This window comes from Achromobacter sp. Marseille-Q0513, from assembly GCF_018195695.1.
GTDB lineage: Bacteria > Pseudomonadota > Gammaproteobacteria > Burkholderiales > Burkholderiaceae_B > Achromobacter.
Genome location: NZ_JAGTJY010000003.1, coordinates 1 through 26492 on the forward strand (window position 1 = coordinate 1; position 26492 = coordinate 26492).

The 26492-nt window shown below is 66.3% G+C and carries 21 protein-coding genes, 1 tRNA gene and 1 pseudogene; 18 read left to right on the plus strand and 5 right to left on the minus strand.

The features are described 5' to 3' along the window. Both KDH83_RS01315 and KDH83_RS01320 read right to left on the minus strand, forming a co-directional pair. A pseudogene (locus KDH83_RS01315) lies at positions 1-1510 on the minus strand (hypothetical protein); the annotation flags it as partial. Beyond that, positions 1497-2615 carry a DUF3142 domain-containing protein gene (locus KDH83_RS01320; RefSeq protein WP_249204752.1) on the minus strand — a complete coding sequence of 373 codons (1119 nt, stop codon included), beginning with the start codon at positions 2613-2615 and terminating at the stop codon, positions 1497-1499. The gene KDH83_RS01320 and the pseudogene KDH83_RS01315, both read right to left, overlap by 14 nt. 927 nt (positions 2616-3542) lie before the next feature. Here KDH83_RS01320 and KDH83_RS01325 point away from each other — a divergent pair. The 11 genes from KDH83_RS01325 to KDH83_RS01375 all read left to right on the plus strand — a co-directional run bounded on the left by KDH83_RS01325 (position 3543) and on the right by KDH83_RS01375 (position 15663). Beyond that, positions 3543-5468, plus strand: coding sequence for a PrkA family serine protein kinase (locus KDH83_RS01325; protein ID WP_212312300.1), 1926 nt, complete (start codon positions 3543-3545; stop codon positions 5466-5468). 12 nt (positions 5469-5480) lie between these two features. Further along, the gene (locus KDH83_RS01330) at positions 5481-6743 is read left to right on the plus strand and encodes a YeaH/YhbH family protein (protein WP_212312301.1); all 1263 of its coding nucleotides are present in this window, start codon (positions 5481-5483) and stop codon (positions 6741-6743) included. Continuing rightward, positions 6740-8296, plus strand: coding sequence for a SpoVR family protein (locus KDH83_RS01335; protein ID WP_212312302.1), 1557 nt, complete (start codon positions 6740-6742; stop codon positions 8294-8296). The genes KDH83_RS01330 and KDH83_RS01335 overlap by 4 nt, the downstream gene beginning before the upstream one ends. Positions 8297-8422: 126 nt before the next feature. Further along, a tRNA-Ser gene (locus tag KDH83_RS01340) sits at positions 8423-8513 on the plus strand. A 247-nt stretch (positions 8514-8760) separates the two neighbouring features. Beyond that, a complete protein-coding gene (locus tag KDH83_RS01345) occupies positions 8761-9186 on the plus strand; it encodes a DUF3574 domain-containing protein (protein ID WP_212312303.1) in 426 nt (141 codons plus the stop codon). Between the two features lie 112 nt (positions 9187-9298). Next, positions 9299-10618 (plus strand): ParB-like protein, encoded by a 1320-nt coding sequence (locus KDH83_RS01350; RefSeq protein WP_212312305.1) that lies wholly within the window; start codon positions 9299-9301, stop codon positions 10616-10618. Positions 10619-10947: 329 nt separating this feature from the next. Next, positions 10948-11898 (plus strand): GNAT family N-acetyltransferase, encoded by a 951-nt coding sequence (locus KDH83_RS01355; protein ID WP_212312307.1) that lies wholly within the window; start codon positions 10948-10950, stop codon positions 11896-11898. A 7-nt stretch (positions 11899-11905) separates the two neighbouring features. After that, complete coding sequence (locus tag KDH83_RS01360; protein WP_212312309.1) at positions 11906-12667, plus strand: polysaccharide deacetylase family protein; 762 nt, start codon at positions 11906-11908, stop codon at positions 12665-12667. A gap of 50 nt (positions 12668-12717) precedes the next feature. Beyond that, entirely contained in the window at positions 12718-13659 is a 942-nt protein-coding gene (locus KDH83_RS01365; RefSeq protein ID WP_212312311.1) for a hypothetical protein, read from the plus strand. Positions 13660-13733: 74 nt separating this feature from the next. After that, complete coding sequence (gene nadC, locus KDH83_RS01370) at positions 13734-14618, plus strand: carboxylating nicotinate-nucleotide diphosphorylase (protein ID WP_212312313.1); 885 nt, start codon at positions 13734-13736, stop codon at positions 14616-14618. Between the two features lie 58 nt (positions 14619-14676). Continuing rightward, positions 14677-15663: a tripartite tricarboxylate transporter substrate binding protein gene (locus KDH83_RS01375; protein WP_212312314.1), complete on the plus strand. Its 987-nt coding sequence runs from the start codon at positions 14677-14679 to the stop codon at positions 15661-15663. Positions 15664-15679: 16 nt separating this feature from the next. Here the strand turns inward: KDH83_RS01375 and KDH83_RS01380 are convergent, their stop codons facing one another. Together KDH83_RS01380 and KDH83_RS01385 are read right to left on the minus strand one after the other, a co-directional pair. Beyond that, complete coding sequence (locus tag KDH83_RS01380; protein WP_212312315.1) at positions 15680-17569, minus strand: TRAP transporter large permease subunit; 1890 nt, start codon at positions 17567-17569, stop codon at positions 15680-15682. After that, entirely contained in the window at positions 17566-18579 is a 1014-nt protein-coding gene (locus KDH83_RS01385) for a TRAP transporter substrate-binding protein (protein ID WP_103272398.1), read from the minus strand. Before KDH83_RS01385 ends, KDH83_RS01380 begins: the two co-directional genes overlap by 4 nt. Before the next feature lie 252 nt (positions 18580-18831). Between KDH83_RS01385 and KDH83_RS01390 the strand changes: the two genes are divergently transcribed. The 6 genes from KDH83_RS01390 to KDH83_RS01415 all read left to right on the plus strand — a co-directional run bounded on the left by KDH83_RS01390 (position 18832) and on the right by KDH83_RS01415 (position 24381). Next, positions 18832-19659, plus strand: a complete 828-nt coding sequence (locus tag KDH83_RS01390) for an IclR family transcriptional regulator (RefSeq protein ID WP_349291589.1) — start codon at positions 18832-18834, stop codon at positions 19657-19659. 44 nt (positions 19660-19703) lie between these two features. Continuing rightward, positions 19704-20876 carry an acetyl-CoA acetyltransferase gene (locus KDH83_RS01395; protein ID WP_212312317.1) on the plus strand — a complete coding sequence of 391 codons (1173 nt, stop codon included), beginning with the start codon at positions 19704-19706 and terminating at the stop codon, positions 20874-20876. Further along, a complete protein-coding gene (locus KDH83_RS01400; protein ID WP_212312318.1) occupies positions 20873-22510 on the plus strand; it encodes an acyl-CoA synthetase in 1638 nt (545 codons plus the stop codon). Before KDH83_RS01395 ends, KDH83_RS01400 begins: the two co-directional genes overlap by 4 nt. Positions 22511-22591: 81 nt before the next feature. After that, complete coding sequence (locus KDH83_RS01405) at positions 22592-23356, plus strand: SDR family oxidoreductase (protein WP_212312319.1); 765 nt, start codon at positions 22592-22594, stop codon at positions 23354-23356. A 55-nt stretch (positions 23357-23411) separates the two neighbouring features. Beyond that, positions 23412-23993, plus strand: coding sequence for a DNA-binding protein (locus tag KDH83_RS01410; protein ID WP_249204753.1), 582 nt, complete (start codon positions 23412-23414; stop codon positions 23991-23993). Further along, a complete protein-coding gene (locus KDH83_RS01415; protein WP_199770970.1) occupies positions 23980-24381 on the plus strand; it encodes a PPC domain-containing DNA-binding protein in 402 nt (133 codons plus the stop codon). The genes KDH83_RS01410 and KDH83_RS01415 overlap by 14 nt, the downstream gene beginning before the upstream one ends. Here the strand turns inward: KDH83_RS01415 and KDH83_RS01420 are convergent. Continuing rightward, positions 24378-25142: a sulfite exporter TauE/SafE family protein gene (locus KDH83_RS01420; RefSeq protein ID WP_212312321.1), complete on the minus strand. Its 765-nt coding sequence runs from the start codon at positions 25140-25142 to the stop codon at positions 24378-24380. The two genes, KDH83_RS01415 and KDH83_RS01420, sit on opposite strands and share 4 nt — an antisense overlap. Positions 25143-25476: 334 nt before the next feature. Between KDH83_RS01420 and KDH83_RS01425 the strand changes: the two genes are divergently transcribed. Further along, positions 25477-26466 (plus strand): methyltransferase, encoded by a 990-nt coding sequence (locus KDH83_RS01425; RefSeq protein WP_212312323.1) that lies wholly within the window; start codon positions 25477-25479, stop codon positions 26464-26466. The last annotated feature ends 26 nt before the right edge of the window (positions 26467-26492 follow it).

Below are 26492 nucleotides of genomic sequence, written 5' to 3' on the forward strand. Positions count from 1 at the left end.
GTTTGAGTTCGTCCAGCGTCAGCACGCGTTCGGCGACATAGGCGGCGTCGTTCCAGTACGGCGCCATCGGCCAGCCTTCTTCTTCGGCGGGCCGCGCCGTGTCCAGCGGGCCGCCCGCCCGCAGCAACTGGTCCAGCGCTTCGACATACTGGCCGCGCGACAGGGTCAGCACGCCCTGTTCGGCCCGCAGGCGTCCCGCGCTGTCGGCGTCGAGACTGCCATCGGCGCGCGGGAACGCGGCGGCGGCACGGGCATAGGCCTGCGCTGCCTGGACCGAGTCGCCCTGGCGCAGCGCCAGCTTGGCACGCACCCACCAGGCCAGCGCCGTGTCCAGCCGGCTGGCCAGCGATTGCGCCAGGTCGTAGCGGCCGATGCGATAGGCCAGGGCGGCGACGCGGTCGGCGTTCGCCACCTGCCGCACGTCCAGCGCCTGCAGCGCCGAGACCAGGGACTTGAGCGTGGGATTGGGTTCGACATTGGGCGCGCCGCGCGCCGAATCGGCCAAGCCGGGCTGGCCGGTGGCGTCGAAGTTGGCGTAGGCATCGAAAGCGCTGTCGGGCTGGCCGTCGACGATGTCGCCGAGCCGCGCCAGCGCATAGGACACCAGCAGCCCTTGCGCGACGGGATCGTCGATCAAGGCGCGGGCGCGTTCGGACGTGCCCAGCGCCCAGCTGGCCAGCAGGCGCAGCGACGCATGGCCGCTGGACGAGCCGCGCGCTGCCTGTTCGGCGTACAGGCGGATGGCCTGCTTGAGCGCGGCTGCGGGAACCGCGTCCATGCAGGGGGTGTCGTTCAGGAGATCAACATAGCTGCACTCGCCTTGAGCGCCGGTCAGCAGCAGGCGCGCCTGCTGGCCGTAGCTGGCGACGGCCAGGCCCAGCGGATCCGGTGCGCCGGCGCGCGCCAGTGCGCGGGCGTGTTCGTAGGCCTTGGCGGTTTGTGCCCGCGCGGCGGCATCGTCGTGGATGGCACTGGAGATGTCCCCGATATCAGCCAGCATGTACGACGCCCACACGCTGCGTGCGACAGCCTGCGCGGCCGGCAGCGCGAGGATGGCCTGGAAGCGTTGCTGCGCCCGCGCCAGCCGCTGTTCGCCGAGCTCGCCCGGTTCGCGCTGTGCCAGCAGGTAGTCCACCGCGCCGGCGGCATACAGGCGCGCGGCTTCCGGGACGCCGGCGCCGGCGGCGTAGGCCGCGTCGCCGTCGGCCTGCGCGCGCATCTTGCGGATGGCGTCGCGCTGGGCGGCGTTCAGTTCTGGATCGTCGTCTTCCGGTATGTACGCCTGCGGCGGCTGATAGTACGGATCGGTGTCGCGGGCCCGCAGCGCGTCGGTGGCTGGCGTCAGCCGCGCCGCCTCGTAGCGGAACGAGTTGGACGGCGTGGCGTGCAGCGTGCCGCCGCGGTCGTCCAGCAGTTGCGCGGGGAAGTCGGGGCCGCAGGCAATGACCACGCCGGCGCCGATGAGGCCGGCAAGCAGGAGCGCTTTTGCGAGTTTCTTAGGGTTGGACATGGAGGTTGGTCGGTTCGTGTTCACAGCGTATCCAGCCGATGTTGCGTTGGGCGCCGGCGTGCAGCAGGCCTTCCTGCGCGCGACGCAGGTAGATGCCTAGTCCGTCGCGTTCCAGCGTGTAGCCGTTGATGCCGTCGGCGGCGGCGCAGGCGCCGTCCAGCCGCACGGCGAAGGGGAGTGCGGCGTCGGCATCGCCGGCGTTCGCGAGTATGAGGTCGCGCGCGCCGCCGGCGGCGGCCTGCGCGCTGACGGACAGCGCCGGACGCAGCGGTTGGCGCGCCAGCACGGCGCGCCACGTCGGCAGGCTCCAGGCGCGAGCGTCGACGCGGGTCGGCAGCCGGAACCAGACTATGCCGGCCAGGCCGGGCGGGCGCCGGTCTTCGATGCGGGAGACGAAGGCCGCCATTTCGGCGGGCGTCACGAGCAGCTCCGCCGAGCGTCCGCCAGGCATGAGCGCGGGCTGCTCGCTTTCGACCGCTGCGATCCTGCCCTCGTCGTCCCAGGCGACGCGGCTGCCGTAGGCGGGCAGGGCCACGCGCCAGGGCTTGCGGGTCTGCACCGCATAGGCGTCCAGCCAGGCCTGCGCGCGCTTGGCATCGAACAGTCCGCGCGTCGGACTGAGCACGGCATGGACCTGCAGCACGCTTTCGTCGGGGATGGCGAGCAGGGCGGCGAGCGCGGGACTGTCCAGCCAGGTCGGCAGGGCGGTGATGGACAGGGAGATGGACGGATCCAGGCGCGCGCGCAGGCCGGCAAGGAAGCGCGTGTACGCCGGCAGCTTGGAGGTGGCGCAGTCGTAGTCGATTTCCACGCCCGCCAGCGCGATGCCGGCCCGTTGCCATGAATCGCGCAAGGCCGCGATGCGCGCATGGATCTCGGCGTCGCGCAAACCGTCCACGCGGCCGTCGAAGCGCAGCACCATGATGGCCGGCCGGCCGGCGGCGGCCAGGGCCGGCAGGGCGGGCGCCGCGTCGGACCATTTACCGTCCGGGGCCACGTCGGCGGCCAGCACTCGCCAGGTCCGCACCAGATCGGCGCTGTCGGACATTGCCGCGGTCACGGCCGGCGTCCAGCGGCGTTGCCAGACATAGGCATCGTTGTCCAAGGCCGGATCGGTCTTGCCGCAAGCCGCCACGAGGACGCTGCACAGGACGACGGCAACGCGTCCACGCGCCGCGAGGGCGGAAGACAGGTACCGGCGAACCACGTTTCGCAGGCGGGACGGCATGGGTGGCGGATGCGGCTTCGGAGGTGGGCGCGATTGCGCAAAGCCGTGATTCTAGCGCCGCAAGCAACCCTTGCGCGTGGCATGGGTATTAGCACTCCATCGGGCCGGCTGCCAGATGTCCGCGAATCATTCAGCATCCGCGCGCCTTGCATTTCTGACGCGTGCTTGAAGTGTTCTTGACGTGCTTTTCGCAGACGGCGTTTTATATTTTTTGCAGACTCGCGGCAAATGAATTGCCACAAAACGGTCAATTGGGCTTAGCATAGGTGCATGACTTGGCGCTACGCCCGCGGTTCGTACCGTTCTCAGCCACGCGCCCTCGTCACACCTAGGATTCGCGTGCTGTCTGGCTGGCGCTTTTTCACGCCGCATCAGCACGCCGCTGAACGAAGCCGCAGCGCGACGTTCAGGCCGCTCGCCGCGATCGCATGGCGAGCCTTGCGGGACCGACATCTCCCGCGCATAAGAATCCATGGGATATCGCTCATCCCTTCAAATCATTGCCGACCATTTCGTATACGGCCGCATTTTGCGCGCTCACTACGGCGATATGCTGAAGTCGATCGAGCGAACTTATTCACCGAAGTTGCATTCCCTGACGGAACTAGTGTCCAAAGGGTGCAGCCTAATTGGAAAGGACCCCGATACGCCTTATGGCCGATGTGTGGCGAAAGCAACATACGGCTACGCTGAAAATGCTTATCGCGAGTTTGTATTGCAATACGGAAGTATTGCGATGGCACTGAGGCACAATGGGGACAAGTCGGGACGTAATGGCTTTTTCGCGTGTTGTAGGAGGTTTCCGTGCAAAACATCGTCGAAGGCTTCAAGTCGCAGTATGCAAGAGAGCAGGAGTCAGAGCTTTCCCTTGAGGAATATCTGAGCCTGGCCAAGAGCGATCCCATGGCATACGCCAGTCCCGCCGAGCGCATGCTCGCGGCGATCGGCGAGCCCGAGGTCGTGGATACGCGCAACGACCCGCGCCTTTCCCGCTTGTTTTCCAACCGGACCATCCGGCGCTATCCAGCGTTCCAGGAGTTCTACGGCATGGAGGACGTGATCGGGCAGATCGTCGCGTTCTTCAAGCATGCCGCGCAGGGACTGGAAGAGCGCAAGCAGATCCTCTATCTGCTGGGCCCCGTGGGCGGCGGCAAGTCGTCCATCGCCGAACGGCTCAAGGTGCTGATGGAGCGTTTCCCCATCTACGCGCTCAAGGGCTCGCCCGTCAACGAATCGCCGCTGGGCCTGTTCCATCCGGAACGCTTCGGCGAGACGCTGGAAAAGGAATACGGCATTCCGCGCCGCTACCTCACCGGCATCATGTCGCCGTGGGCCATCAAGCGCCTGAAGGAATTCGACGGCGACATCTCGCAGTTCCGCGTCGTGCGCCTGAATCCCTCGGTGCTGCGCCAGGTGGCCATCGCCAAGACCGAGCCGGGCGACGAGAACAACCAGGACATCTCGTCCCTGGTCGGCAAGGTGGACATCCGCAAGCTCGATCGCCATTCGCAGGACGATCCCGACGCCTACAGCTACTCGGGCGGGTTGTGCCTGGCCAATCAGGGGCTGCTCGAGTTCGTGGAAATGTTCAAGGCGCCGATCAAGATGCTGCACCCGCTCTTGACCGCCACGCAGGAAGGCAACTTCAAGGGCACCGAGGGCTTTTCCGCGATTCCGTTCAACGGCAGCATCCTGGCGCACTCGAACGAATCGGAATGGCAGACCTTCCGCAACAACAAGCACAACGAGGCCTTCCTCGACCGTATCTACATCGTCAAGGTCCCGTACTGCCTGCAGGTGTCGGAAGAGGTTCGCATCTACGAGAAGCTGCTGCATCACAGCTCGCTGTCGACGGCGCCCTGCGCGCCGGGAACGCTGGACGTGATGGCGCAGTTCTCGGTGCTGACGCGCCTGAAGGAGCCGGAGAATTCCAGCATCTATTCGAAGCTGCGCGTCTATGACGGCGAGAGCCTGAAGGACGTGGATCCGAAGGCCAAGGCCTTGCAGGAATACAAGGACTACGCCGGCACCGACGAAGGCATGACCGGCGTGTCCACGCGCTTCGCCTACAAGATCCTGTCCAGCGTCTTCAACTACGACCAGACCGAGGTCGCCGCCAACCCGGTGCACCTGATGTATGTGCTCGAGCAGCGCATCGGCCGCGAGGACTATCCCGACGAGGTTCGCCGGCGCTATCTCGAATTCATCAAGGGCTACCTGGCGCCGCGCTACGCCGAGTTCATCGGCAAGGAGATCCAGACAGCGTACCTGGAGTCCTACTCCGAGTACGGCCAGAACATCTTCGACCGCTACGTGACCTTCGCCGACTGCTGGATCCAGGACGAGGAATTCCGCGACCCGGAAACCGGCGAGAGCTTCGATCGCAGCGCCTTGAACGATGAGCTGGAGAAGATCGAGAAGCCGGCCGGCATCGCCAACCCGAAGGACTTCCGCAACGAGATCGTCAACTTCGTGCTGCGCGCCCGCGCCAACAACAACGGTCGCAATCCGACCTGGACCAGCTATGAAAAGCTGCGCGAAGTGATCGAGAAGAAGATGTTCTCGAACACGGAAGATCTGCTGCCGGTGATCTCGTTCAACGCCAAGGCATCGGCCGAGGATAAGTCCAAGCACCAGAGTTTCGTCGACCGCATGGTCGAGAAGGGATACACGGAGAAGCAGGTCCGACTGCTGTGCGAGTGGTACCTCCGTGTAAGGAAGTCTTCCTGAGCGAGGTGAATCATGAATTCACTGATCGATCGCCGTCTTAACGGGCGCAACAAGAGCGCCGTCAACCGGGAACGTTTTCTCCGGCGCTACAAGGACCAGATCCGCAAGGCGGTGCATGGCATGATCCGCGACCGCTCGATCCAGGATATGGATCAGGGCGGTGAGGTCAACCTGCCCGCGCGCGACATCTCCGAGCCTACCTTCCATCACGGGCAGGGCGGCGACCGCGAGATGGTGCATCCCGGCAACCGCGAGTTTGCCAAGGGAGACACCTTCGACCGGCCGCAGGGAGGCGGGCAGGGGCAGGGCGGATCCGAGCCCGGCGAGGGCGAGGCGGTCGATCAGTTCACCTTCAGCCTGTCGCGCGCTGAATTCCTGAACCTGTTCTTCGAAGATCTGGAACTTCCCAACCTGGCGCGCAACCAATTGGGCGAGGTCAGCCAGCGCAAGTGGCAGCGCGCCGGCTACACCACCACGGGTTCGCCCAGCATGTTGAGCATCAGCCGCACGCTCAAGTCATCGCTGGCGCGCCGCGTGGCGCTGAGCGTCAAGGCGCGCGCGGACCTGGAAGACGCCGAGGAACGCCTGGCCAAGGCCCTGGCCGCCGGCGCGGGCGCCGACGAGATCCGCGCGCTGGAGCAGGACGTCGAGGACTGCCGCGAGCGCCTGGCGCGCGTGCCCTTCCTGGACGACCTGGATCTGCGCTACCGCAACCGGGTGTCGGTCTCCATCCCCATGGCGCGCGCCGTCATGTTCTGCCTGATGGACGTGTCCGGTTCGATGGACGAAGGCAAGAAGGACCTGGCCAAGCGTTTCTTCACGCTGCTGTACCTGTTCCTGTCGCGCAAGTACGAGCACGTCGATCTGGTGTTCATCCGCCATACCGACAACGCCGAGGAAGTGGACGAGCGCACCTTCTTCTACGACCCGAAGAGCGGCGGCACCATCGTGCTGTCGGCGCTGGAACTGATGCGGGAGATTCTGGAAAAGCGCTATCCGCCCAGCGCCTGGAACGTCTACGCGGCCCAGGCCAGCGACGGCGACTCGTTCGGCGCCGACGCGGGCAAGAGCGCGCGCTTCCTGGCCGAGCACCTGCTGCCGGCCACGCGCTACTTCGCCTACATCGAGGTGCCCGACTCGCAGGAGGCGCGCAAGAGCAGCCTGTGGGCCGAGTACGAACAGAAGCTGGAGCCGCATTTCGTGATGCGGCGGATCTGCGATCGCGGGGAGATCTACCCCGTGTTCCATGACCTGTTCAAGAAGGAAACGGTATGAATGCCATCGCGGGTGCACTCGTGGAGCCGGATGCGGCCGGAGGCTCTCGGCCGATCTCGCAGGGCTCCGAATGGACGTTCGAGTTGCTGCAGACCTACGACGACGCGATCTCGCAGGTCGCGCGCGAGTACGGGCTGGATACCTACCCGAACCAGATCGAGGTCATCACCTCGGAGCAGATGCTCGATGCCTATGCGTCGGCGGGCCTGCCTATCGGTTATCCGCACTGGTCCTACGGCAAGGAATTCATCCGCAACGAGCAGTTCTACCGGCGCGGCATGCAGGGGCTGGCCTACGAGATCGTGATCAACTCCAATCCCTGCATTTCGTATCTCATGGAAGAAAACTCCATGACGATGCAGGCGCTGGTGATCGCGCACGCCTGTTATGGCCACAACTCCTTCTTCAAGGGCAATTACCTGTTCCGCCAGTGGACCGACGCCGACGGCGTGCTGGACTACCTGGTGTTCGCGCGCAAGTACGTCATGTCCTGCGAGGACCGCTACGGCATCGATGCGGTCGAGGCCGTGCTGGACTCCTGCCATGCGCTGTCGCACCACGGGGTAGACCGCTACAAGCGGCCCACGCCGATCTCGTACAAGGAAGAGGCGGCGCGCCAGGCCGAGCGCCAGGAGCATGCGCGGCTGCAGTACAACGACCTCTGGCGCACGCTGCCGCGCCTGGAAGAGGGCAAGGACACGCACAGCCAGTCCTCGAACTTCCCGCCCGAGCCCGAAGAGAACCTGCTGTACTTCATCGAGAAGTACTCGCCCAAGCTCGCGCCGTGGCAGAAGGAGCTGGTGCGGATCGTGCGCAAGATCGCGCAGTACTTCTATCCGCAGACCCAGACCAAGGTCATGAACGAGGGCTGGGCCACGTTCTGGCACTACACCATCCTGAACCGCCTGCATGAGAAGGGGCTGGTCAACGACGGCTTCATGATGGAGTTCCTGCAGAGCCATACCAACGTGGTCAGCCAGCGCGGCTTCGACGAACGCGGCTACGGCGGCATCAATCCGTATGCGCTGGGATTCGCGATGATGTCGGACATCCGCCGCATCTGCGAGGCGCCCACGCCGGAAGACCGCCGCTGGTTCCCCGACATCGCCGGCGGCGACTGGCTGAAGACGCTGGACTTCGCCATGCGCAACTTCAAGGATGAGTCCTTCATCTCGCAGTACCTGTCGCCCAAGCTGATCCGCGAGTTCCGCTTCTTCGCCATCTCGGATCACCAGGCCAATCCCAAGCTGGAAGTGGCCGCGATCCATGACGACGAGGGCTACCGCGACATCCGCCGCCTGCTGGCCGCGCAGCACAACCGCGACAACCTGGTGCCCGATGTGCAGGTGGTGCGCTTCAACCGCGACACCGACCGCTCGCTGGTGTTGCGCCACCTGAAGAGCCGCGGCCGTCCCCTGGCCGGCGACGACGCGGAGCAGGTGATGAAGCACCTGGCCCGGCTGTGGGGTTTCAAGGTCAGGCTCGAAGAGACCGAGCCGGACGGCACGGTCAGCGCCTATCGCGAGCAGGAAGCGCCGCAAGCGGCGGCCTGAACCGGCTGGCCGGACGGGGGGACGCCTTTGGCGTCCCCTTTTTCTTTCCCGACGTGCGGCTTTCCCGGCAATCTGCTAGAATCGCGGATTCGCATTTTCAGCAATGCGGCGTCCCTAGGACGATCAGGACAGGTGGCCGAGTGGTTGAAGGCGCACGCCTGGAAAGCGTGTATACGTCAAAAGCGTATCGGGGGTTCGAATCCCCCTCTGTCCGCCAAGAATGCATCCCAAGCCCTTGAACTCAGCGCGAGTTCAGGGGCTTTTTGCTTGCGGCGCGCCTTGAAGGCCCGCATGAAAAATCCAGCGCCTGGGCGCAGGATCGACTCACGCCAGACCCATGCAAGCCCTATATTGGCGGGCAGGTCTGACCGTCAGGCTTGACCATCAACCTGACACAGACGCATCGGCGCTGCGGCCGGTTACCAGCCAACAGTTCCGCTTCCTCAGAACCCGGAGCCATCCTCATGCCCTTCACGCCCAAGCTCGCGCGCCTTGCCCTGTCGCTATGCGCCGCCGCCCTGACGGCCGGCTGCGTGACCAACCCCGCATCCCGCGCCTGCGCGCCCAACGAGACGAACATGGTCAACGACCAGATATTCCTGGGCACCGACACCCCGTCCGGCCCGGTGTCGCCGCAGGAATGGACGTCCTTCCTGGCCGAGTCCGTGACGCCGCGCTTTCCGCAGGGCCTGACGGTGTGGCAGGCCTCCGGCCAGTGGCGCGACAACGATGGCGCGATCGTGCGCGAGCCGTCCTATGTGCTGAACCTGGTGCATCCGGGCGACTCGGTCAGCGAGGCGGCGGTGCGCGATATCCGGACGGAGTATCAGACGCGTTTCCGGCAGGAGGCGACGTTGCGGGTGCGGCAGGCGGCCTGCGTGTCGTTCTGAGTTCCGGCGGTCCGCGTGGTGACAGGCCCGTGACGGCCTTGGCGCATGTCACGTCCGCGCAGCATGCGGCTGTCATCATCGCGGATCTCGTTCGATCTTCCTGTTGATACTCATGACCCCTACGCTGACTCGCCGGCTTTCCCTGTTTCCGTTTCCGGGCGCGCGCCTGATCGCCATGGCGTTGCTGCCGCTGGCCCTGGCCGCCTGCAATGGCAGCAGCGACGACGACGAACCGGTGGCGCAACCCGCGCCGGTGCCCGAGACGCCAGTGCCGCCCAAGCCGGAAACGCCGGCAAAGAACCAGGCGTACCTGAAGGCGAAGCCGGGCGATGTGATCAAGGTCCGCATCGAAGATCTGAATCCCACGCAGGCCGCCATCGGCTACGACCAGATCTACTACAAGCTGGGCCGTTGGCAAGGCGATTTCGCCCGTCCCACCTGGGCCGGCGATACCACCAACCAGATCGACTATCTGAACCGCACCGTCGGCAAGAAGTTCGACGACTATTGTGAGGACACCGGCGCGGGCAAGCGCGCGCAGCCGTTCGCCAGCATTGCCCAGGCGCAGGCGGCGCGGCTGGACAAGCCGGAGACCTTCAGCTGCCTGAACGCGCCGGGCGCGGACGCCACCGCGATGAAGACGGTGGTGGTGGGTTGGGACGGCAATCTGTATCTCACCGACGGCCATCACAGCTTTTCGGCGCTGCGCGAGATCTTCGATGGCGGGCCCAAGCTGCCGGTGTGGGTCAAGGTCGACGCCAACTACAGCGACATGGCCGACGCCAAGGCGTTCTGGCAGCGCCTGGTCGATGAGCGCAAGGCCTGGCTGCGCCGCGATGGCCAGAACCGTCCGATTACCGTGGAGCAGTTGCCGACGCGACTCGGGCTGGCGAATGCGACCGAGCCCGGGGGCATGGAGGAAGACCGGTATCGCTCACTGGTCTATTTCGCTCGCGACATCGCATACGACAACAGCAGGCTGCCCGAATTCGCGGAGTTCCTCTGGGGCGACTGGTTGCGCCGGCAAGTAAGCTCGGGGCAGCTGCGTTCGCTTGATTTCTATAAAATGGCAAAGCCCGCGCCGCTGCCGGAAATCCTGGCCGTGAGCACTCTGGACAAGGATCTTCAACCCAAGGGCTCCAGCGATGGCTATTCCGCAGCGGTGCGTGAAGCGGCGCTCAAGATGGCGGTGCTCGCAGATTCCGATGTTGTGTTCGACGACAAGACGGCGGTGCAGCTTGGTCGTATCAGGTTGGTTCCCAATGCGGGCAGCGGTACGCCGACCAAGAATGCGCGGGATGCACTGGAAGAACTATCGCGCAACGATCTCAAGGCTCCCGGTTCGCCGCCCCGCAATGGCGGAAAATTGTGGTATTCGGTGAAATATCGCGCATGTGGCGCGCCTGCCCCTCGGACGTGCTGGGATTGGTAAGACATCGGCGCGGCGGCTCCATGGCCTGACCGGCTGCGCGGCTGCAGTGCGCGAGTGCGCAAGATGTGCAGGGAATGTTTGCGATTGGTCGACGTAAGCAGAGGCTTCCGTCTGTGGGAAGACCCTGGTCCGATACTGGTTTTAGAGTAATATCATGGCCGCATCGGTCGGCCTCCATCTTGCTTTGTCGGCCCTGCGCTTTCATCTGATTTCCGGTTGCGGGCGCGATATGGCTGGACTGGACGATTCGGCGGATGACATTTCCTCGTCGGTATGTCCGGCATGGTTCGGAATCGCGCTCTCCAATCCATTCCACGAACGGGGGAAACATGAGCGAATACAATTTCGTTCGCTTGAATTCCGAGAATTTTTCCGACCTCATCGCGCTGATGGCGGTGGTGAACGGCAGTTCGCCAGATGTGCCGCGCATGAAGAAAAAATACGACACGGAAAGATTCGGCGCCCAGAACGTCGGATACCTGGCCTACAAGAATGGCGATACGACAGCCGCCGCCTACTATGGTGTTTTTCCCATGCGGTTGCTTGTCGAGGGCAGGCAGGTGCTGGCCGCACAGTCGGGGGATACCATGACGCATCCCGATCATAGAGGCAAGGGTCTTTTCATCGAGCTGGCAAAGAGGACCTATGCGCTCGCAAAGGACGAGGGTATTGCGTTCGTATTTGGATTTCCCAATGCGAATTCCTATCCCGGTTTTGTCAAGAAGCTCGCGTGGAAGCACCCCTACAGTACCGTGGCCATCAATATCTTTGCGGTCACGGCGCCAATCAACCTGCTTGCCAAGAAATCGGCCTTTGTCTCCCGCCTGCAGGAAAGGTGGCTATGGGTCATGTTTTCACTGTTCTTCAAGAAAGTGCAGTCTTGTCCGACTCGGGGATCTTCAGTGCTTGCCGCAGGAGCTTCAGGCGTGGTGCGGGATCAGGTTTTTTGGGACTACAAGGAAGGAAGTGGCGCGTTCTTTCAGTCCGGGAAGACCGTCATGTTCCTCAAGTATGACGGCGACGTTTGCATCGGTGACATTGTGAGCGATGGTTCCGATGGTGATCTGGCATCGGCGGTTCGCAAACTGCGTTGGGCGTCCGCGCTTGCCGGGGTGGCCAGAATAAAAACATATTGCTCCCCGGACTCGAAGCTGGCTGCCATGCTGGCCGGCCATGGGCATTCGCGGGAGAGCTCGGCCTATGGTTATGTAGCGTTTGGAGAAGGGAGCGGGGATTTGGACAAGCTTCAATTCACCTACGTTGACTATGACACTTTCTAGAAAATTCTTGCGGGACACGTTCCTGAGCGCCGTCGGGCCGCTCAAGCGGATCTCGCCCGCTGTCCATATCCTCAACGGACATATCATCGGCATGGACGAGCGGGCAGGCCAGGAGAAATTCCGATCGCTGCTGCGCAAACTCAGCAAGGTGGCGACCCTGGTGCGGGTGGAGGAGGCGTGCGACATGGTGCGGCAACGGCGCCAGCCTTCCCGGCCGATGATCGCGTTCACTTTCGATGACGGTTTTATTGACTGTTATCGGGATATCGCGCCTGTGCTGGAAGAGTTCGGAACGAACGCGCTTTTTTTCATCAATCCGAACTTCACCAACGGCAATAAGGAATACGTAGAGCGATTCCTAAAAAAGAATGTACCTGATCTGCCCCCGAGGCCGCCCATGAATGCGGCCATGGTCCGGGAGCTGGCGGATCGAGGGTTCGTCATCGGTGCGCACACAATGGACCACGAGCGAATGACGTCTGACGCGACGGATTTCCTGAAGGCGCAGATCGTCGATTGCAGGGCCGCCGTGGAAAACCTGTCCGGCAAGCCGTGCGACTATTTTGCCTGGACCTATGGCCGTTATTCCGACATTTCGGAAGCTGCAATCCAGGTTGCGACGCAGACATACAAATTCGTTTTCAGTTCGGAACGCTATGCGCAGTACACATCTCCCGACGGCAAAATTCTGAACCGGCGCCATTTCGAATGTGATTGGCCGTTTGCTCACTTGAAGTATTTCCTGTCGTCAGCCCGGCGCTTCTGTTAAGCCCGAGCGATGTCGCCCGCCTGCGTCATATTCTTGCGCCCGATACCGCCTTGACCGAATCCGTCGCGCGTTCCGTCCATGCCGAGCTAGTCGCCGTGCTGGTCGCCGTCACCAACGGCGAGCCCAGGGTGCTGACCACGGAAGACGCGCGCGCCTTGCCGGCCGGGCCGTTCGAGCTGTCGCACCGTTCGCTGCAGGCGGGGCTGCGGGCCTGGGTCGAGGCGCAGACGCATCATCCGCTAGGCTATGTCGAGCAGCTCTACACCTTCGCCGACGGCGACCGCTCCGACGAGTCGGGCGCGCGAGTCATGTCGGTGAGCTATCTGGGCCTGACGCGGGAGGCCGGCGAGACCGGCGTCGCGCAGGTCGGCTGGCAGGACTGGTATCGCTATTTCCCCTGGGAAGACCGGCGCGCCGGCGTGCCCGCGCTGCTGGACGAGGCCATCGCGCCGCGGCTGGCCGCCTGGTGCGAGGCGGGCGCGGATCAGGCCTCGCGCGCGCGTCGCCGCCAGCGAGCGGACATTACGTTCGGCCTGAATGGCGCGGCCTGGAACGAGGACATGGTGCTGCAGCGCTACGAACTGCTGTTCGAGGCGGGCCTGGTGCCCGAGGCCGCGCGGCGCGGGGCTGTCGGGGGCGAGGCCTTGCCGGGCGAGCCCATGCGCCATGACCATCGCCGCATCCTGGCCACCGGCATCGCGCGGCTGCGCGCCAAGATCAAGTACCGGCCCGTCGTGTTCGAGCTGATGCCGGCCCAGTTCACGCTGCTGCAATTGCAGCAGGCCGTGGAGGCGCTGGCGGGGCGCGGGCTGCACAAGCAGAATTTCCGGCGGCTGATCGAGCAGCAGGATCTGGTCGAGGAGACCGGCGACATGGCCTCGGGCACCGCCGGCAGGCCGGCCAAGCTGTTCCGGTTCCGCCGCGACGTGCTGCTGGAACGAGCCATCGCGGGCAGCAAGCTGCCGCTGTCCAGAGGGCCGCGCGAGGCTTGACAAAGATTATGCTCATGCTTAGCATAAGTGGCACGCGATCAGGCGTGCCTTTTTTTGACTCAAAAATACTCATTATGAGCATAAATACTGAAGCCCCCGCAGCGACCGACCGCCTGCCCGTTCCGCCGCTGCCGGACGTGATGCTGGAGCCTGTGGTGCGCGCCGCGCTGCTCGAGGACCTGGGCCGCGCGGGAGACTTGACGACGGATGCCATCGTGCCCGCCGACGCCCAGGCGGAAACCCGCCTGGTGGCGCGCCAGGAGGGCGTGCTGGCCGGGCTGGATCTGGCGCGGCTGGCGTTCCGCGCGCTGGATCCCGCGATCCGCTTCAGCGTGTCGCGAGCGGATGGCAGCCTGCTGGAACCCGGCGCGGAGATCGCGCGCATCCAGGGCGGCGCCCGCGCCATGCTGACGGCCGAACGCGTGGCGCTGAATTTCCTTTGCCACCTGAGCGGCGTCGCTACCGCCACCGCGTCGATCGCGCGGGCGGTGGCGCCCTATGGCGCGCGCGTGACCTGCACGCGCAAGACCATGCCGGGCCTGCGCGCCTTGCAGAAATACGCCGTGCGCGTGGGAGGCGGCAGCAATCATCGCTTCGGCCTGGACGACGCGGTGCTGATCAAGGACAACCACATTGCCTTCGCGGGTGGCATCCCCAATGCGGTGGCCCGGGCCCGAGCGGGCGTCGGCCACATGGTCAGGATCGAGCTGGAGGTCGACACGCTGGAGCAGCTGGAGATCGCGCTGGCGCTGGGCGTGGACGTGGTCCTACTGGACAACATGAGCCTGGATGATCTGCGCCGCGCCGTGGCGATGGCGCGGGGCCGGGCGGTCACGGAAGCCTCGGGCCGCATCACGCCCGAGACGGCCGCCGAGATCGCGGCGACCGGCGTGGACCAGATCGCCGTGGGCTGGCTGACGCACAGCGCCAAGGTGCTGGACATCGGCCTGGACGCTTGAGCGCGCAGGCGCCATTTACCTTTCCGCTTACCGGCCCGACATATTGCAGGCCCACACCATGATCCGCCTTCTCAGCCGCCTTTCCGCCCTGTCCGCGCTGGCCTTGGCCGCCTGCGGCAATTCGCCGTCAGGCGAACCGATGACCGATGCCTCGTACCCCGCGCACCCCATCACCATCGTGGTGACGTTTCCGCCGGGAGGCGGCACCGACCTGCTGGCCCGCCGTATCGGCGCCAGCCTGCAGGAACAGCTGGGTCAGCCCGTGGTCGTGGAAAACCGGCCCGGCGCCAGTGGCAATATCGGCGCGCGCGCCGTGGCCGAGGCCCCGCCGGACGGCTACACGCTGTTGATGGTGAACAGTTCCTTCGCCATCAATCCCGGCGTCTATCGCAACCTGGGTTTCGATCCCAAGCGCGATTTCGCCGCCGTCATCAACGTGGCCTTCGTGCCGTCGGTGTTCGTGACGCCGGCCGCGAGCGCGCTGCGCAACCTGGACGATGCGCTGGAGGCGGCGCAGCCGGGCAAGCCGCTGCCGTTCGCGTCCTGCGGCAACGGCACGCCGCAGCATCTGGCGGGCGAGATGCTGGCCCGGGCGACCGGCGCGGCCTTGCAGCAGGTGCCGTACAAGGGGTGTGGTCCGGCCTTGACCGATGTGATGGCGGGGCAGGTGCCGCTGGGCATCGTCACCGCGTCCAGCGCCGCGCCGTTGATCGCGGCGGGCAAGCTGCGGGCGCTGGCGGTGACCTCGCCCAAGCGTTCGCCGCTGTTGCAGCAAGTCGCCACGGTGGCCGAGCAGGGCGTGAAGGACTATGCGCTGGACCAGTGGCACGGCTTGCTGGCGCCCGCCGCCACGCCGCCGGCCGTGATTGACCGCATCAATGTCGCGGTGGCACGCATCATGCAGCGCCCGGACGTGCAGGTGGCATTGCGCGAACAGGGGTTCACGCCCGCCACCAGCACGCCGGCCGCCTTTCAGGCCATGATCCGCGCCGACATCGACCGCTACGCGGCGCTGACCGAGGCGATCGGCCTGCGCGCCGATTGACGCGCGGCCCCGGGCTTTACTTGAGGAAGCCCGTCGATATCCACGGCACGGTCGCGACGATCACGATGCCGACGGCGATCGAGGCCAGATAGCCCATGATCGGCCGCACGCCTTCCTCCGGCGCCACGCGGCCGATCGCGCAGGCCGCGTAGTAGCCCACGCCGAAGGGCGGCGCGAACAGGCCGATGCCCATGGACAGGATCACCACCATCGCATAGTGCACTTCGTGGATGCCCATCTGGTGCGCGATCGGAAAGAGCAGGGGGCCGAACAGCACGATGGCCGGGATGCCTTCCAGCACGCTGCCCAGGATGATGAAGGCGACGATGGATACCGCCATGAACGTCGTGGCGCCGCCGGGCAGGCCGGCCATGAGGGTCGCCAGCTGCGTCGAAAAGCCGGATTGCGTCAGGGCCCAGGCCATGGCGGTGGCCGTGCCAATGATCAGCAGGATGGCGCCCGACAGGCAGGCCGTGTCCACCAGCATGGGCATGAGCCGCTTCGCGTCGAAGCAGCGGTAGATCAGCAGCCCGACCAGCGTCGCGTAGACGATGCCGATGGTGGAGACCTCGGTGGCCGTGGCGATGCCCTCGACCACGGCGGCCCGGATCACGAAGGGCAGGGCCAGCGCGGGCAGGGCCACCACCAGCGCGCGACCGATCTCGCGGCCGGTGGCCTTGCGCGTGGCGAAGGGCGCGACATGGCGATGGCGCCACCACACCACCAGGCACAGCATCACGCCCAGCACCAGGCCGGGCAGCAGCCCGCCGATGAAGAGTGCCGTGATCGACACGCCGGTGACCGAGCCGATGGTGATCAGGACCAGGCTGGGCGGCACGGTTTCGGTCTGCGCGCCGGTGGCTGACAGCAGCGCCACCAGATCGCCGTCGCTGGCGCCACGCTTGCGCATTTCCGGGAACAGCACCGGCGCCACCGCGGCCATGTCGGCGGCCTTGGCGCCGGAGATGCCGGACACCACGTACATGGCGCCGATCAACACATAGGACAGGCCGCCGCGCACGTGTCCGAGCAGGCTGGCCAGGAACGCGACCATGCGCTGCGCCATGCCGGTCATTTCGATGAGCACGCCCAGGAACACGAACAGCGGCACGGCCAGCAGAATCAGGTGCGACATGCCTTCGTCCATGCGGCCCACCACCACCATCATGGGCAGGTCGGTGGTCAGCGACAGGTAGCCGAACGTCGCCAGGCCGAAGGCGAAGGCGATGGGCACGCCGGCGAACACGGACCCGGCGACGATGCCGACGAAGAAGATCAGCAGGTTGGCATTGCCCAGTCCGGCCAGCGCGGGCTGCAGCGCAAGCATCAGGGCGACCACACCGCCCACCAGCAGCAGCGCGAGGCCCGTGGTGCGCCACTGGCCATGCTCGACCAGCCGCAGCAGCGCGATCAGCATCATCAGCGCCGTGCCCACCGGCAGCGCGGCGGCGCGCCACACGTTGGGGATCTCCAGCGCGGCGGTGGTGACATAGCGTTCCTCGGACGCGTACTCGAAGCCCGGCCCTTGCAGCATCAGCAGGAAGGCCAGCGCCGCGGCCACCGCCACCATGTCCAGCATGGCCCGCGTCGCGGGCGAGGCGCGGTTGACCAGCGCGGCCATCCGCATGTGTTCGCCGCGCCGGAACGCAATGACCGAGCCCAGCATGGCCAGCCAGAGGAACAGGATGGACGCCAGTTCGTCGGACCACACCAGCGGCGTGTGCAGCACGTAACGGGCGACGATGCCGGAGAACAGGATGATGATCTCGGCGACCACCAGCAGGGCCGCCGGGATTTCGACCAGGTGGCCCAGCGCGCCGTCCAGCGCGACGGCCCAGGGCTGCCGGGCGCCGGCCGGCGGACTGTGGCCCGGCAGGTCCGCGGCGTGCGCCGCCGCTGCCTTCATGACAGCCTCCCGGCGGCCTGTTCGAGCAGGGCCCAGGCCTTGTCGCCGTACTTTTCCTTCCAGGATGCGTAGAAGCCGGCCTTGCGCAGCGCCTCGCGGATCGGTTCGGGCTGGGGCGTGTTGAAGGCCAGGCCCTGCTCCGCCAGCTTGGCCTGCAGCTGGTTGTTCAGCGCCAGCACGTCGGCGCGCTCGGCCATGCCGGCGGCGTTGATGTGCTTGGCCACGACCTCGCGGATGTCGGCCGGCAGCTTTTCCCAGGCACGGCGATTGCCCAGGAACCAGAAGCCGTCCCACATGTGGTTGGTCATGGAGCAGTACTTCTGCACCTCATACAGCTTGGCGGTCTGGATGATGGCCAGCGGGTTTTCCTGCGCGTCGACCACGCGGGTCTGCAGCGCGGAATAGGTTTCGTTGAAGTTGATGCTGGCCGGCGACGAGCCCAGCGCCTTGAACATCGAGGTCCACAGCGGGCTGACCGGCACGCGGATCTTCAGGTCGCGGAAATCGTCCGGACCCGCGATGGCGCGGTTGCTGGTCGTGACCTGGCGAAAGCCGCTGTCCCAGATGCGGTCCATCACGAACAGGCCCTTGCCGTTGATCTCGCGGCGCACGTGCGCGCCCAGTTCCCCGTCCATGGCCTTCCAGACGGCGTCGTAGTCTGGAAAGGCGAAGCCCACGCCGCTGATGGAGGCGGCGGGAACCAGCGTGGACAGGATCAGTCCGGACAAGGTGAAGAACTCGACGGCCCCCGCGCGCAGCTGGCTGAGGGTGTCCGTGTCGGAGCCCAGCTGGCTGCTGGGGAACACGGCCAGTTCGAAGCGTCCGCCCGTGTCGCGCGCGATGTTCTGCGCGGCTTCGTTGGCGCGCAGGTTCATGGGGTGCGACGGGGGCAGGTTGTTGGCGTACTTGTAGCGGAACTCAGGGGCCGCCAGCGCTTTCTGGAACGGCGCCAGCGCCAGCAGCGCGCCGCCTCCCGCGGCGCGCATCAGGTTGCGTCGAGTGGTATTCATGCTGTCTCCTTGGTTATGAGAGCCGGCCCGCTGTCGAGAGCGGGGCGGGTAAGGCGCCGTTTCCGGCTTCTTGCTTTATCTTTGCATGAGGTCCAAAATATGGACCTAGGTACAACTCTTAAATTCATTAAATCATATTGATTCTGCTGCGTAAACCAATAGAATGGGCGTGTGATGAAAAAGAAGACAGTTAATAATGGTCCACAAAATGGACCAAAGAATAATATCGAAGAACAAATCCACGGAGACGATGTGGCGGAAGTGTCGACCCAGGTGGGCGGAGCGCAGGCCATCGCGCGCGCCATGCAGGTGCTGCGCGGCGTGTCGCGCGCCCGTGGCGACGGCGCCGGCTTGCTGGCGCTGACGCGCGATACCGGCCTGAGCAAGCCCACCGTGCATCGCATCCTGGCCGCGCTCGCCGCCGAAGGCATGGTCGAGCAGGAGCCCGTCAGCCGGCGCTACTTCCTGGGACCGGAATGCCATGTGCTGGGCAATGTCGCCAGCGAGCGTTTCGGCATCAACCGCCTGGCGGCGCCGGTGGTGGCGCGGCTGGCGCATGAATGCGGTGATTCCGCCTTCTTTTCCATCCGGCGCGACGTGTTCGCCGTCTGCGTGCTGCGCGAGGACGGCGACTATCCGCTCAAGACCCACGTGCTGCTGCCGGGCGACCGCCATCCTCTGGGCGTGGGCGCGGGCAGCCTGGCGATCCTGGCCGCGCTGCCGGATGACGAGGTCGATGCCTGCCTGCAGGCCAACGCGGCGCTGATCGCGCGGCGCTATCCGCACTATTCGGTGCCGCTGATCCGCGCGCTGGTCGACGAGTCTCGCGAACGCGGCTACTCGTTGAACCAGGGGCTGGTGGTGCCCGGCTCCTGGGGCCTCGGCGTGCCGCTGCGCGACGAGCAGGGACAGGTGCTGGGCGCGCTCAGCATCGCCGCGGTGGAGTCGCGCATGGACGAGGAAAGACAGTTCCAGTTGGCCAAGCTGTTGTCGCGCGAGGCCCAACGCCTGCTGGCGCAGGCCAGTCCCGGGGGGAGGGAGGCGCGCGCGCGCCCGCCTGTCCCCAAGCCCAAGTCCTGATTCCGCCGCCGGCGGGAACGGGGCTGCATCCTGAGGAGACAGCAATGAGCAAGCGTGCCGTGATTGCGGGATGGTCGCACATCCCCTTCGGCAAACTCGACGATCCGGACACCGAGAGCCTGATGGCCCGGGTGTCCGGCGCGGCCCTGGACCATGCCGGCTTCGCCGCCGAGGAAGTCGACGGCATCTACGTCGGCGTCATGAACAGCGGCTTCCAGAAACAGGACTTCCAGGGCGCGCTGGTGGCGCTGGCGCATCCCGCCCTGGCGCACGTGCCGGCGACGCGGCTGGAGAACGCCTGCGCCACCGGATCCGCGGCCCTGTACACGGCCATGGATTTCATCGAATCGGGCCGTGGGCGCGTCGCCCTGGTGGTCGGCGCCGAGAAGATGAGCGCGCGCCCGACGTCCGAGGTTGGCGATATCCTGCTCAACGCCAGCTACCGCAAGGAGGAGGCCGACATCGAGGGCGGCTTCGCGGGCGTGTTCGGCCGCATCGCCTCTGCCTATTTCGAGCGCCATGGCGACCAGAGCGAGGCGCTGGCCCGCATCGCGGCGAAGAACCACCGCAACGGCGTGGACAACCCCTATGCGCAGATCCGCAAGGACCTGGGCTTTGAATTCTGCAACGCCGTGAGCGAGCGCAACCCCTACGTGGCCGCGCCGCTGCGCCGCACGGACTGCTCGCTGATTTCCGATGGCGCGGCCGCGCTGGTGCTGGCCGATGCGGATCTGCTGCCGGACTTGCGGCGCGCCATCGCGTTCCGCGCGCGGCAGCAAGTCAACGACATCCTGCCGCTCAGCCGCCGCGACCCCATCGCATTCGAGGGCGCGACGCGCGCGTGGCGCGCCGCGCTGGATCAGGCCGGGCTGGTGCTGGACGACCTGAGCCTGGTGGAAACGCACGACTGCTTCACCATCGCCGAACTTATCGAGTACGAGGCCATGGGCCTGACCCCGCGCGGGCAAGGCTACAAGGCGCTGCGCGAAGGCTGGGTGCAGAAGGATGGGCGCCTGCCGGTGAACCCGTCCGGCGGCCTCAAGGCCAAGGGGCATCCTGTGGGCGCCACGGGCGTGTCCATGCATGTGATGGCCTGCATGCAGCTGGCGGGCGAGGCCGCGGGCATGCAGATTCCCGGCGCGGCGCTGGCGGGCGTGTTCAACATGGGCGGCGCGGCCGTGGCCAACTACGTCAGCATCCTGGAGCGCGCCAAATGAGCGGACCTGCTGCACATCTGCCGGAAGGCGGCGTCGCGCCGGTGTCGCGCCGGGTGATGAACCTGGCCCATTTCCTGGTGCAGGCGGCGCGCCGGCATCCTGAGCGGCACGCGCTGATCTGCGGCGAGGCGACGCTCAGCTGGCGCGAGCTGGATGCCCGCAGCGCGGCGCTGGCCCGGGCGTTGGCAGCGCATGGCGTGGGCAAGGGCGACCGCGTATTGGTGCATTCGCGCAATAGCTTTGAATTCGTCGAGACGCTCTTTGCCACGCTGCGTCTGGGCGCCGTCTGGGTGCCGACGAACTTCCGCATCGCGCCGGACGAGGCAGCCTATCTGGCGCAGGCATCTGGCGCCAAGGTCTTCCTGTGTCAGGGCGACTATGCCGACCACGCCGAGGCCGTGGCGCGGGCCATGCCGCAGCTGGCGCTGCTGGCAAGGCTGGGGCCGGAAGGCTTCGCCGCGCCCGAGGTCGCGGACCTGATCGCGGCGCAGCGGGGCGCCGCGCCGGCCTGCGTCGATGTGGAGCATGACGATCCCTGCTGGTTCTTCTTCACGTCCGGCACCACCGGGCGGCCGAAAGCGGCGGTGCTGACGCATGGGCAGATGGCCTTCGTGGTCACCAATCATCTGTGCGACCTCATGCCGGGCACGACCGAGCAGGACGTCAGCCTGGCCGTGGCGCCGCTGTCGCACGGCGCCGGCATCCATCTGCTGACCCAGGTGGCGCGCGCCGCCTGCACCGTGCTGCCGGCGTCCACGCGCTTCGACGCCGAGGAGATCTGGCAGCTGGTGGAGCGCCATCGGGTGAGCAACATGTTCACCGTGCCCACCATCGTCAAGATGCTGGTCGAGCATCCGGCCGTCGACGCCTGGGATCACTCCAGCCTGCGCTACGTGATCTATGCCGGCGCGCCCATGTACCGCGAAGACCAGAAGCGCGCGCTGGAAAAGCTGGGGCCGGTGTTGGTGCAGTACTTCGGCCTGGGCGAGGTCACCGGCAATATCACCGTGCTGCCGCCGGCCCTGCATGAGGCGGCGGACGCGCCCGGCGCGCGCCTGGGCACGTGCGGCATCGAGCGCACGGGCATGCAGGTCAGCATCCAGGACGACAGCGGCCGGCAGCTGGAGCCCGGCCAGCCGGGCGAGATCTGCGTCTGCGGTCCGGCGGTGTTCGCGGGCTACTACGCCAATCCGCAGGCCAACGAAAAGGCCTTCCGCGATGGCTGGTTCCGCACCGGGGACCTGGGCTACATGGATGCGGAGGGCTTCGTCTACATCACCGGCCGGCAATCCGATATGTACATCTCGGGCGGCTCGAACATCTATCCGCGCGAGGTCGAGGAAAAGGTGCTGACACACCCGGCCGTTGCTGAAAGCGCGGTGCTGGGCGTGCCCGATCCGACCTGGGGCGAGGCCGGCGTCATGGTCTGCGTGCTGCGGGCCGGGCACGACCTGAGCGAGGACGAGCTGCTGGCCTGGATGGCGCCGCGCATGGCGCGCTACAAGCTGCCGCGCCACATCTTTTTCTGGGACGAGTTGCCGCGCTCGGGCTACGGCAAGGTCACGAAGAAGCTGGTGCGCGATGCGCTGTACGAGCGCGGCTGCCTGGACCGCGCGCCGGAGCTGGCGCGCTGATGCGTGGAAGTACGGACAAGGAATTACTACAGGCAAGGAAGTGCAGATAAAAAAAGCCCTCGCGGGCAAGGAGACGCAATCATGGAGACGACGCAGGAGGCAGTGCTGGTAACAGGAGGAGCGTCGGGCATCGGCCTGGCGGTGGTTCGGGGTCTGCTGGACGCCGGACGCAGGGTGCTGGCGGCCGACCTGTCGCAGGAGCGGCTGGACGGCATGGGCGATATCGCGCCGCCCGAGAAGTTGGCGCGCGTGCGCCTGGATGTGTCGGACGAAGCGCAGGTCGTGGATGCGCTGGCGCGGCAGGAGAGCGCTTTCGGACCGATAGGCGGGCTGGTCAACAGCGCCGGCATCGGCCAGGATCTGCCGTTCCTGGACACCGAGACCGCGGCGCTGCGCCGCATGCTGGAGGTGAACCTGGTGGGGTCCTTCGTCGTGGCGCGCGAGGTCGCGCGCCGCATGCGCAAGCGCGGCCATGGCTCCATCGTCAACATCACCTCGGTGTCGGGCATACGCGGCAATGCCGGACGCGCGGCCTACGGCGCGTCCAAGGGCGGGGTGGTGACGCTGACGCGGGTGATGGCGGTCGAACTGGCTGAATACGGCATCCGCGTCAACGCGGTGGCGCCGGGGCCGATCGAAACGCCGCTGGTGGGGCAGATGCATACCGAGCAGGCGCGCGCCGCCTGGCGCCGGGTGGTGCCACAGCATCGTTATGCCGCGCCCGAAGAGCTGAATGGGACCATCGGCTGGTTGCTCGACGAGTCCAAATCCAGCTATGTTACCGGGCAGGTCATCTGCGTGGACGGCGGCTTCACCGCGGCCGGCATGTTGCCCGCCATGCACTGAGTTTGTCATTGCCCAGGTTTCATTCATTGCGCCACAAGCGCACGGAGACCAGACCATGCGATACACCACCGTGGATCGTTCGTTGCGGGGAGTACAAGCGCCGCCCCGTCCCAGAACGCTGATACACCCGGGTGCCTTCAACCCGGTCCGCATACACAGCCGCTGCGCCGGACATGGCCGCCACGTGCGGCTGCTGCTCAGGCCGGGGGCTTCCCTGTTCGACGCCATGGTCGACACGCTGGCCGAGGCCGGCATCGCCAATGCGTCCATGACCATCCTGGGCGGGGGCTTCCGCCACCTGGACTATTGCACCGCGCCGCCCGATCCGCAGCACCGGATGGTGGTGGCCTATACCGCGCCCATCTCGGCCGGCGCCGCCTATCTCATTTTCGGCAACGCCACGCTGGGCAAGACCGATGCCGGCGCGCCGCTGGTGCATTGCCACGCGGCCTTCTGCGACGAGACGGGCGCGCCGCTGGGCGGACACATCGTGCCCCAGACCACCATCGTCGGCGAGCGGCCGGTGCCGGTGCTGGTGACGTCACTGGAAGGCTTCGAGCTGCGCGCCACCTATGACGCCGAAACCAATCTGCGGCTATTGCAGCCCCAAGGGACGGGTGACCATGGACATGCCTGATGTCGAAAGCGGCAGCATGGGCCGCGTGGCCTACGCCCGCATCGGACCCAACGAAGATCTGGTGCAGGGTGTGGAAAAACTCTGCCTGGCCGAGGGCTTTCGCAACGCCTTCGTGCGCGGCGCGCTGGGCAGCCTGGTGGATGCCTGCCTGTACACCCGCGATGGCGGATATCGCCATGTGTCCGGGCCGGCGGTCGAGATCGTCAGTCTCGCCGGCGAGGTGCGGGCGCAGCCGGACGGCTCGTTGACGGCGTCGCTGTCGGGCGTGGTCGCCGATCCGCAGGGGCAAGTGCACGGCGGGCCGTTCGTGCCGGGCGCCAATCCCATCTGCATGACCTTCGAGGTCACGCTCGAGGAATGGCTGCCGGCAGAGGATGCGGCGGCCTAGAACCAGTAACGCGCCGCGTAGATGATCGTCATCACGGCGCCTGTCACGATGACGAACAGGCGCACGGCCTGGGCGGGGAGCACGCGGATCAGGTAGCCGCCCAGGTATCCGCCCAGCAACGCGCCCGCCAGCATGCAGAGGGTAGCGGGCCAGTGGACCGATCCCTGCGCGATGAAGATGACGATGGCCGCCGCGGTGACGAAGGTGGCCAGCAGGTTCTTCAGTGACTTGATGGCGCGCAGGTTGCCGGGGTCGGTGATCGATATCACCGCGGTCAGGATGACGCCGAGCCCGGCGCCGAAGAAGCCTCCATACACCGATGCCAGCGCGATCGGCAGCACGCCGCGCGCGGCGCGCTCCTGCGCCTGCGCGCCGCGCCGGCGCGCGCTCCAGGCTTGTACTTGCGGCGCAAAGGCGAACAGCAGCGTGGCGAAGGCAATGAGCGCCGGCACGGGCAGGATGAAATAGGCCGGCGGGATCGCCAGCAGGACGAAGGCGCCCAGCGCGCCGCCCGCCGTCGTCGCCACGGACAGCAGCCAGAAGCGGCGATCGGGCGCGGGCAGGTTTTCGCGGTCGGCCAGCGCGGCCAGGATGTGGCCCGGCGATATCGCCACCGCGCTGGAGGCGTTGGCGATGACGGGCGGCAGTCCGGCCGCGACCATGGCGGGGAAGGTGATGAGGGTCGCGCCGCCCGCCAGCGCGTTGATGGCTCCGCCCAGTACGCCCGCGCCCGCCAGCAGCGCCGCCATGCTCCAGTCCATGCACGCCTCCTGTTCAAACAACGTATTGGTCCATGTAATGGACTTAAATATGTCATGTGAAATTTATTATTGCCTATTATCTGCGAGGGTATAGAATGCGATCAAACAAAATATAAATTAATGGTCCATAAAATGGACCTTATTAAAGAGACTCCGGCGACGCCTTTTAGTCGCCACCGCTGTATCGCTGTCACTCCCGGGACGGCGTTCGCGGCCCAATCTCTATCCGGCCTTCCGCGTTCGCGTCCTGACCACTGGCGCGCGGCTCGTACCCGAGCCGCCGCGTATTCATCCGCATGGCCTTACCGGCCGCCGTTGAATCAGGAGGGAATCGATGGATGTGAGTTTCATGGCGTTTTCCCGTTTGGCGTTCGGGCACTGGGAAGGACAGCCGCTCTATGCGCTGGCCGACTTGGGCATCCCGCAGCGCCTGGCCCAGGCGCGCAGCTGCGCCGATCTGGCCGCCGAGCTGGGATGTCCCGCCGAAGCCTTGGAGCGCTTGCTGGATTGCGCGGTTGCGCAGAAGCTGCTGGTTTGCGAAGCCGGCCGCTACGGCAACAGTGAACTGAGCGCGCGCTTCCTGACCGAGGACAGTTCCGAGTCGCTGCTCAGCTGGATCCGCATCATGGACCGCTGGAAACGGCCCTGGGCGCAGCTGGCCGAGGCGGTGCGGCAGGGGGCGGCGGTCGACAATCAGGCCAAGTGGCTGGGCGAGGATCCGCAGTTCATGCGCGACTTCATCCTGGGCATGCACCAATTCGCCGCGCGTTCCGGACCGCAATTCGCCGAGGCGCTGAAGGACCTGCCCGTGCGCCGGCTGATCGACGTGGGCGGCGGCGCGGGCACGTACTCGATCGCGCTGTGCGCCGCGCGTCCCGAGGCGCGGGCGGAGATCCTGGACCTGGCGCCGGTGGTGGACATCACGCGCGAGACGGCGCGCGCCGCCGGCCTGGCCGAGCGCGTCACGGCGCGGGTGGCGGACTACCGCCACGACGAGTTCGGCGCGGATGCCGACGCGCTGCTGTTCTCCAACGTGCTGCATCAGGAAAGCGCCGGGGTCTGCCGTTCGATGCTGGCGCGCGCGCTGCGGGCGCTGCGCGCCGGCGGCACGTTGCTGGTACAGGGCTACTTCCTGTCGGAAGACCGGCGCGCGCCGCAGTTCACCACCCTGCACAACCTGTCGGCGCTGGCGCTGTGGGACGGCGGCCGCAGCTGGACCGTGGGCGACATGCAGGCGCTGATCGCCGCGGCCGGCTTCGAGCGACAGGCCGTGCTGCGGCAGGAGAGCAGCGGCTTCTGCCTGCTGTCCGCCGCGAAGCTGTGACGCCGTTCCCATCCCCAAATCACGGA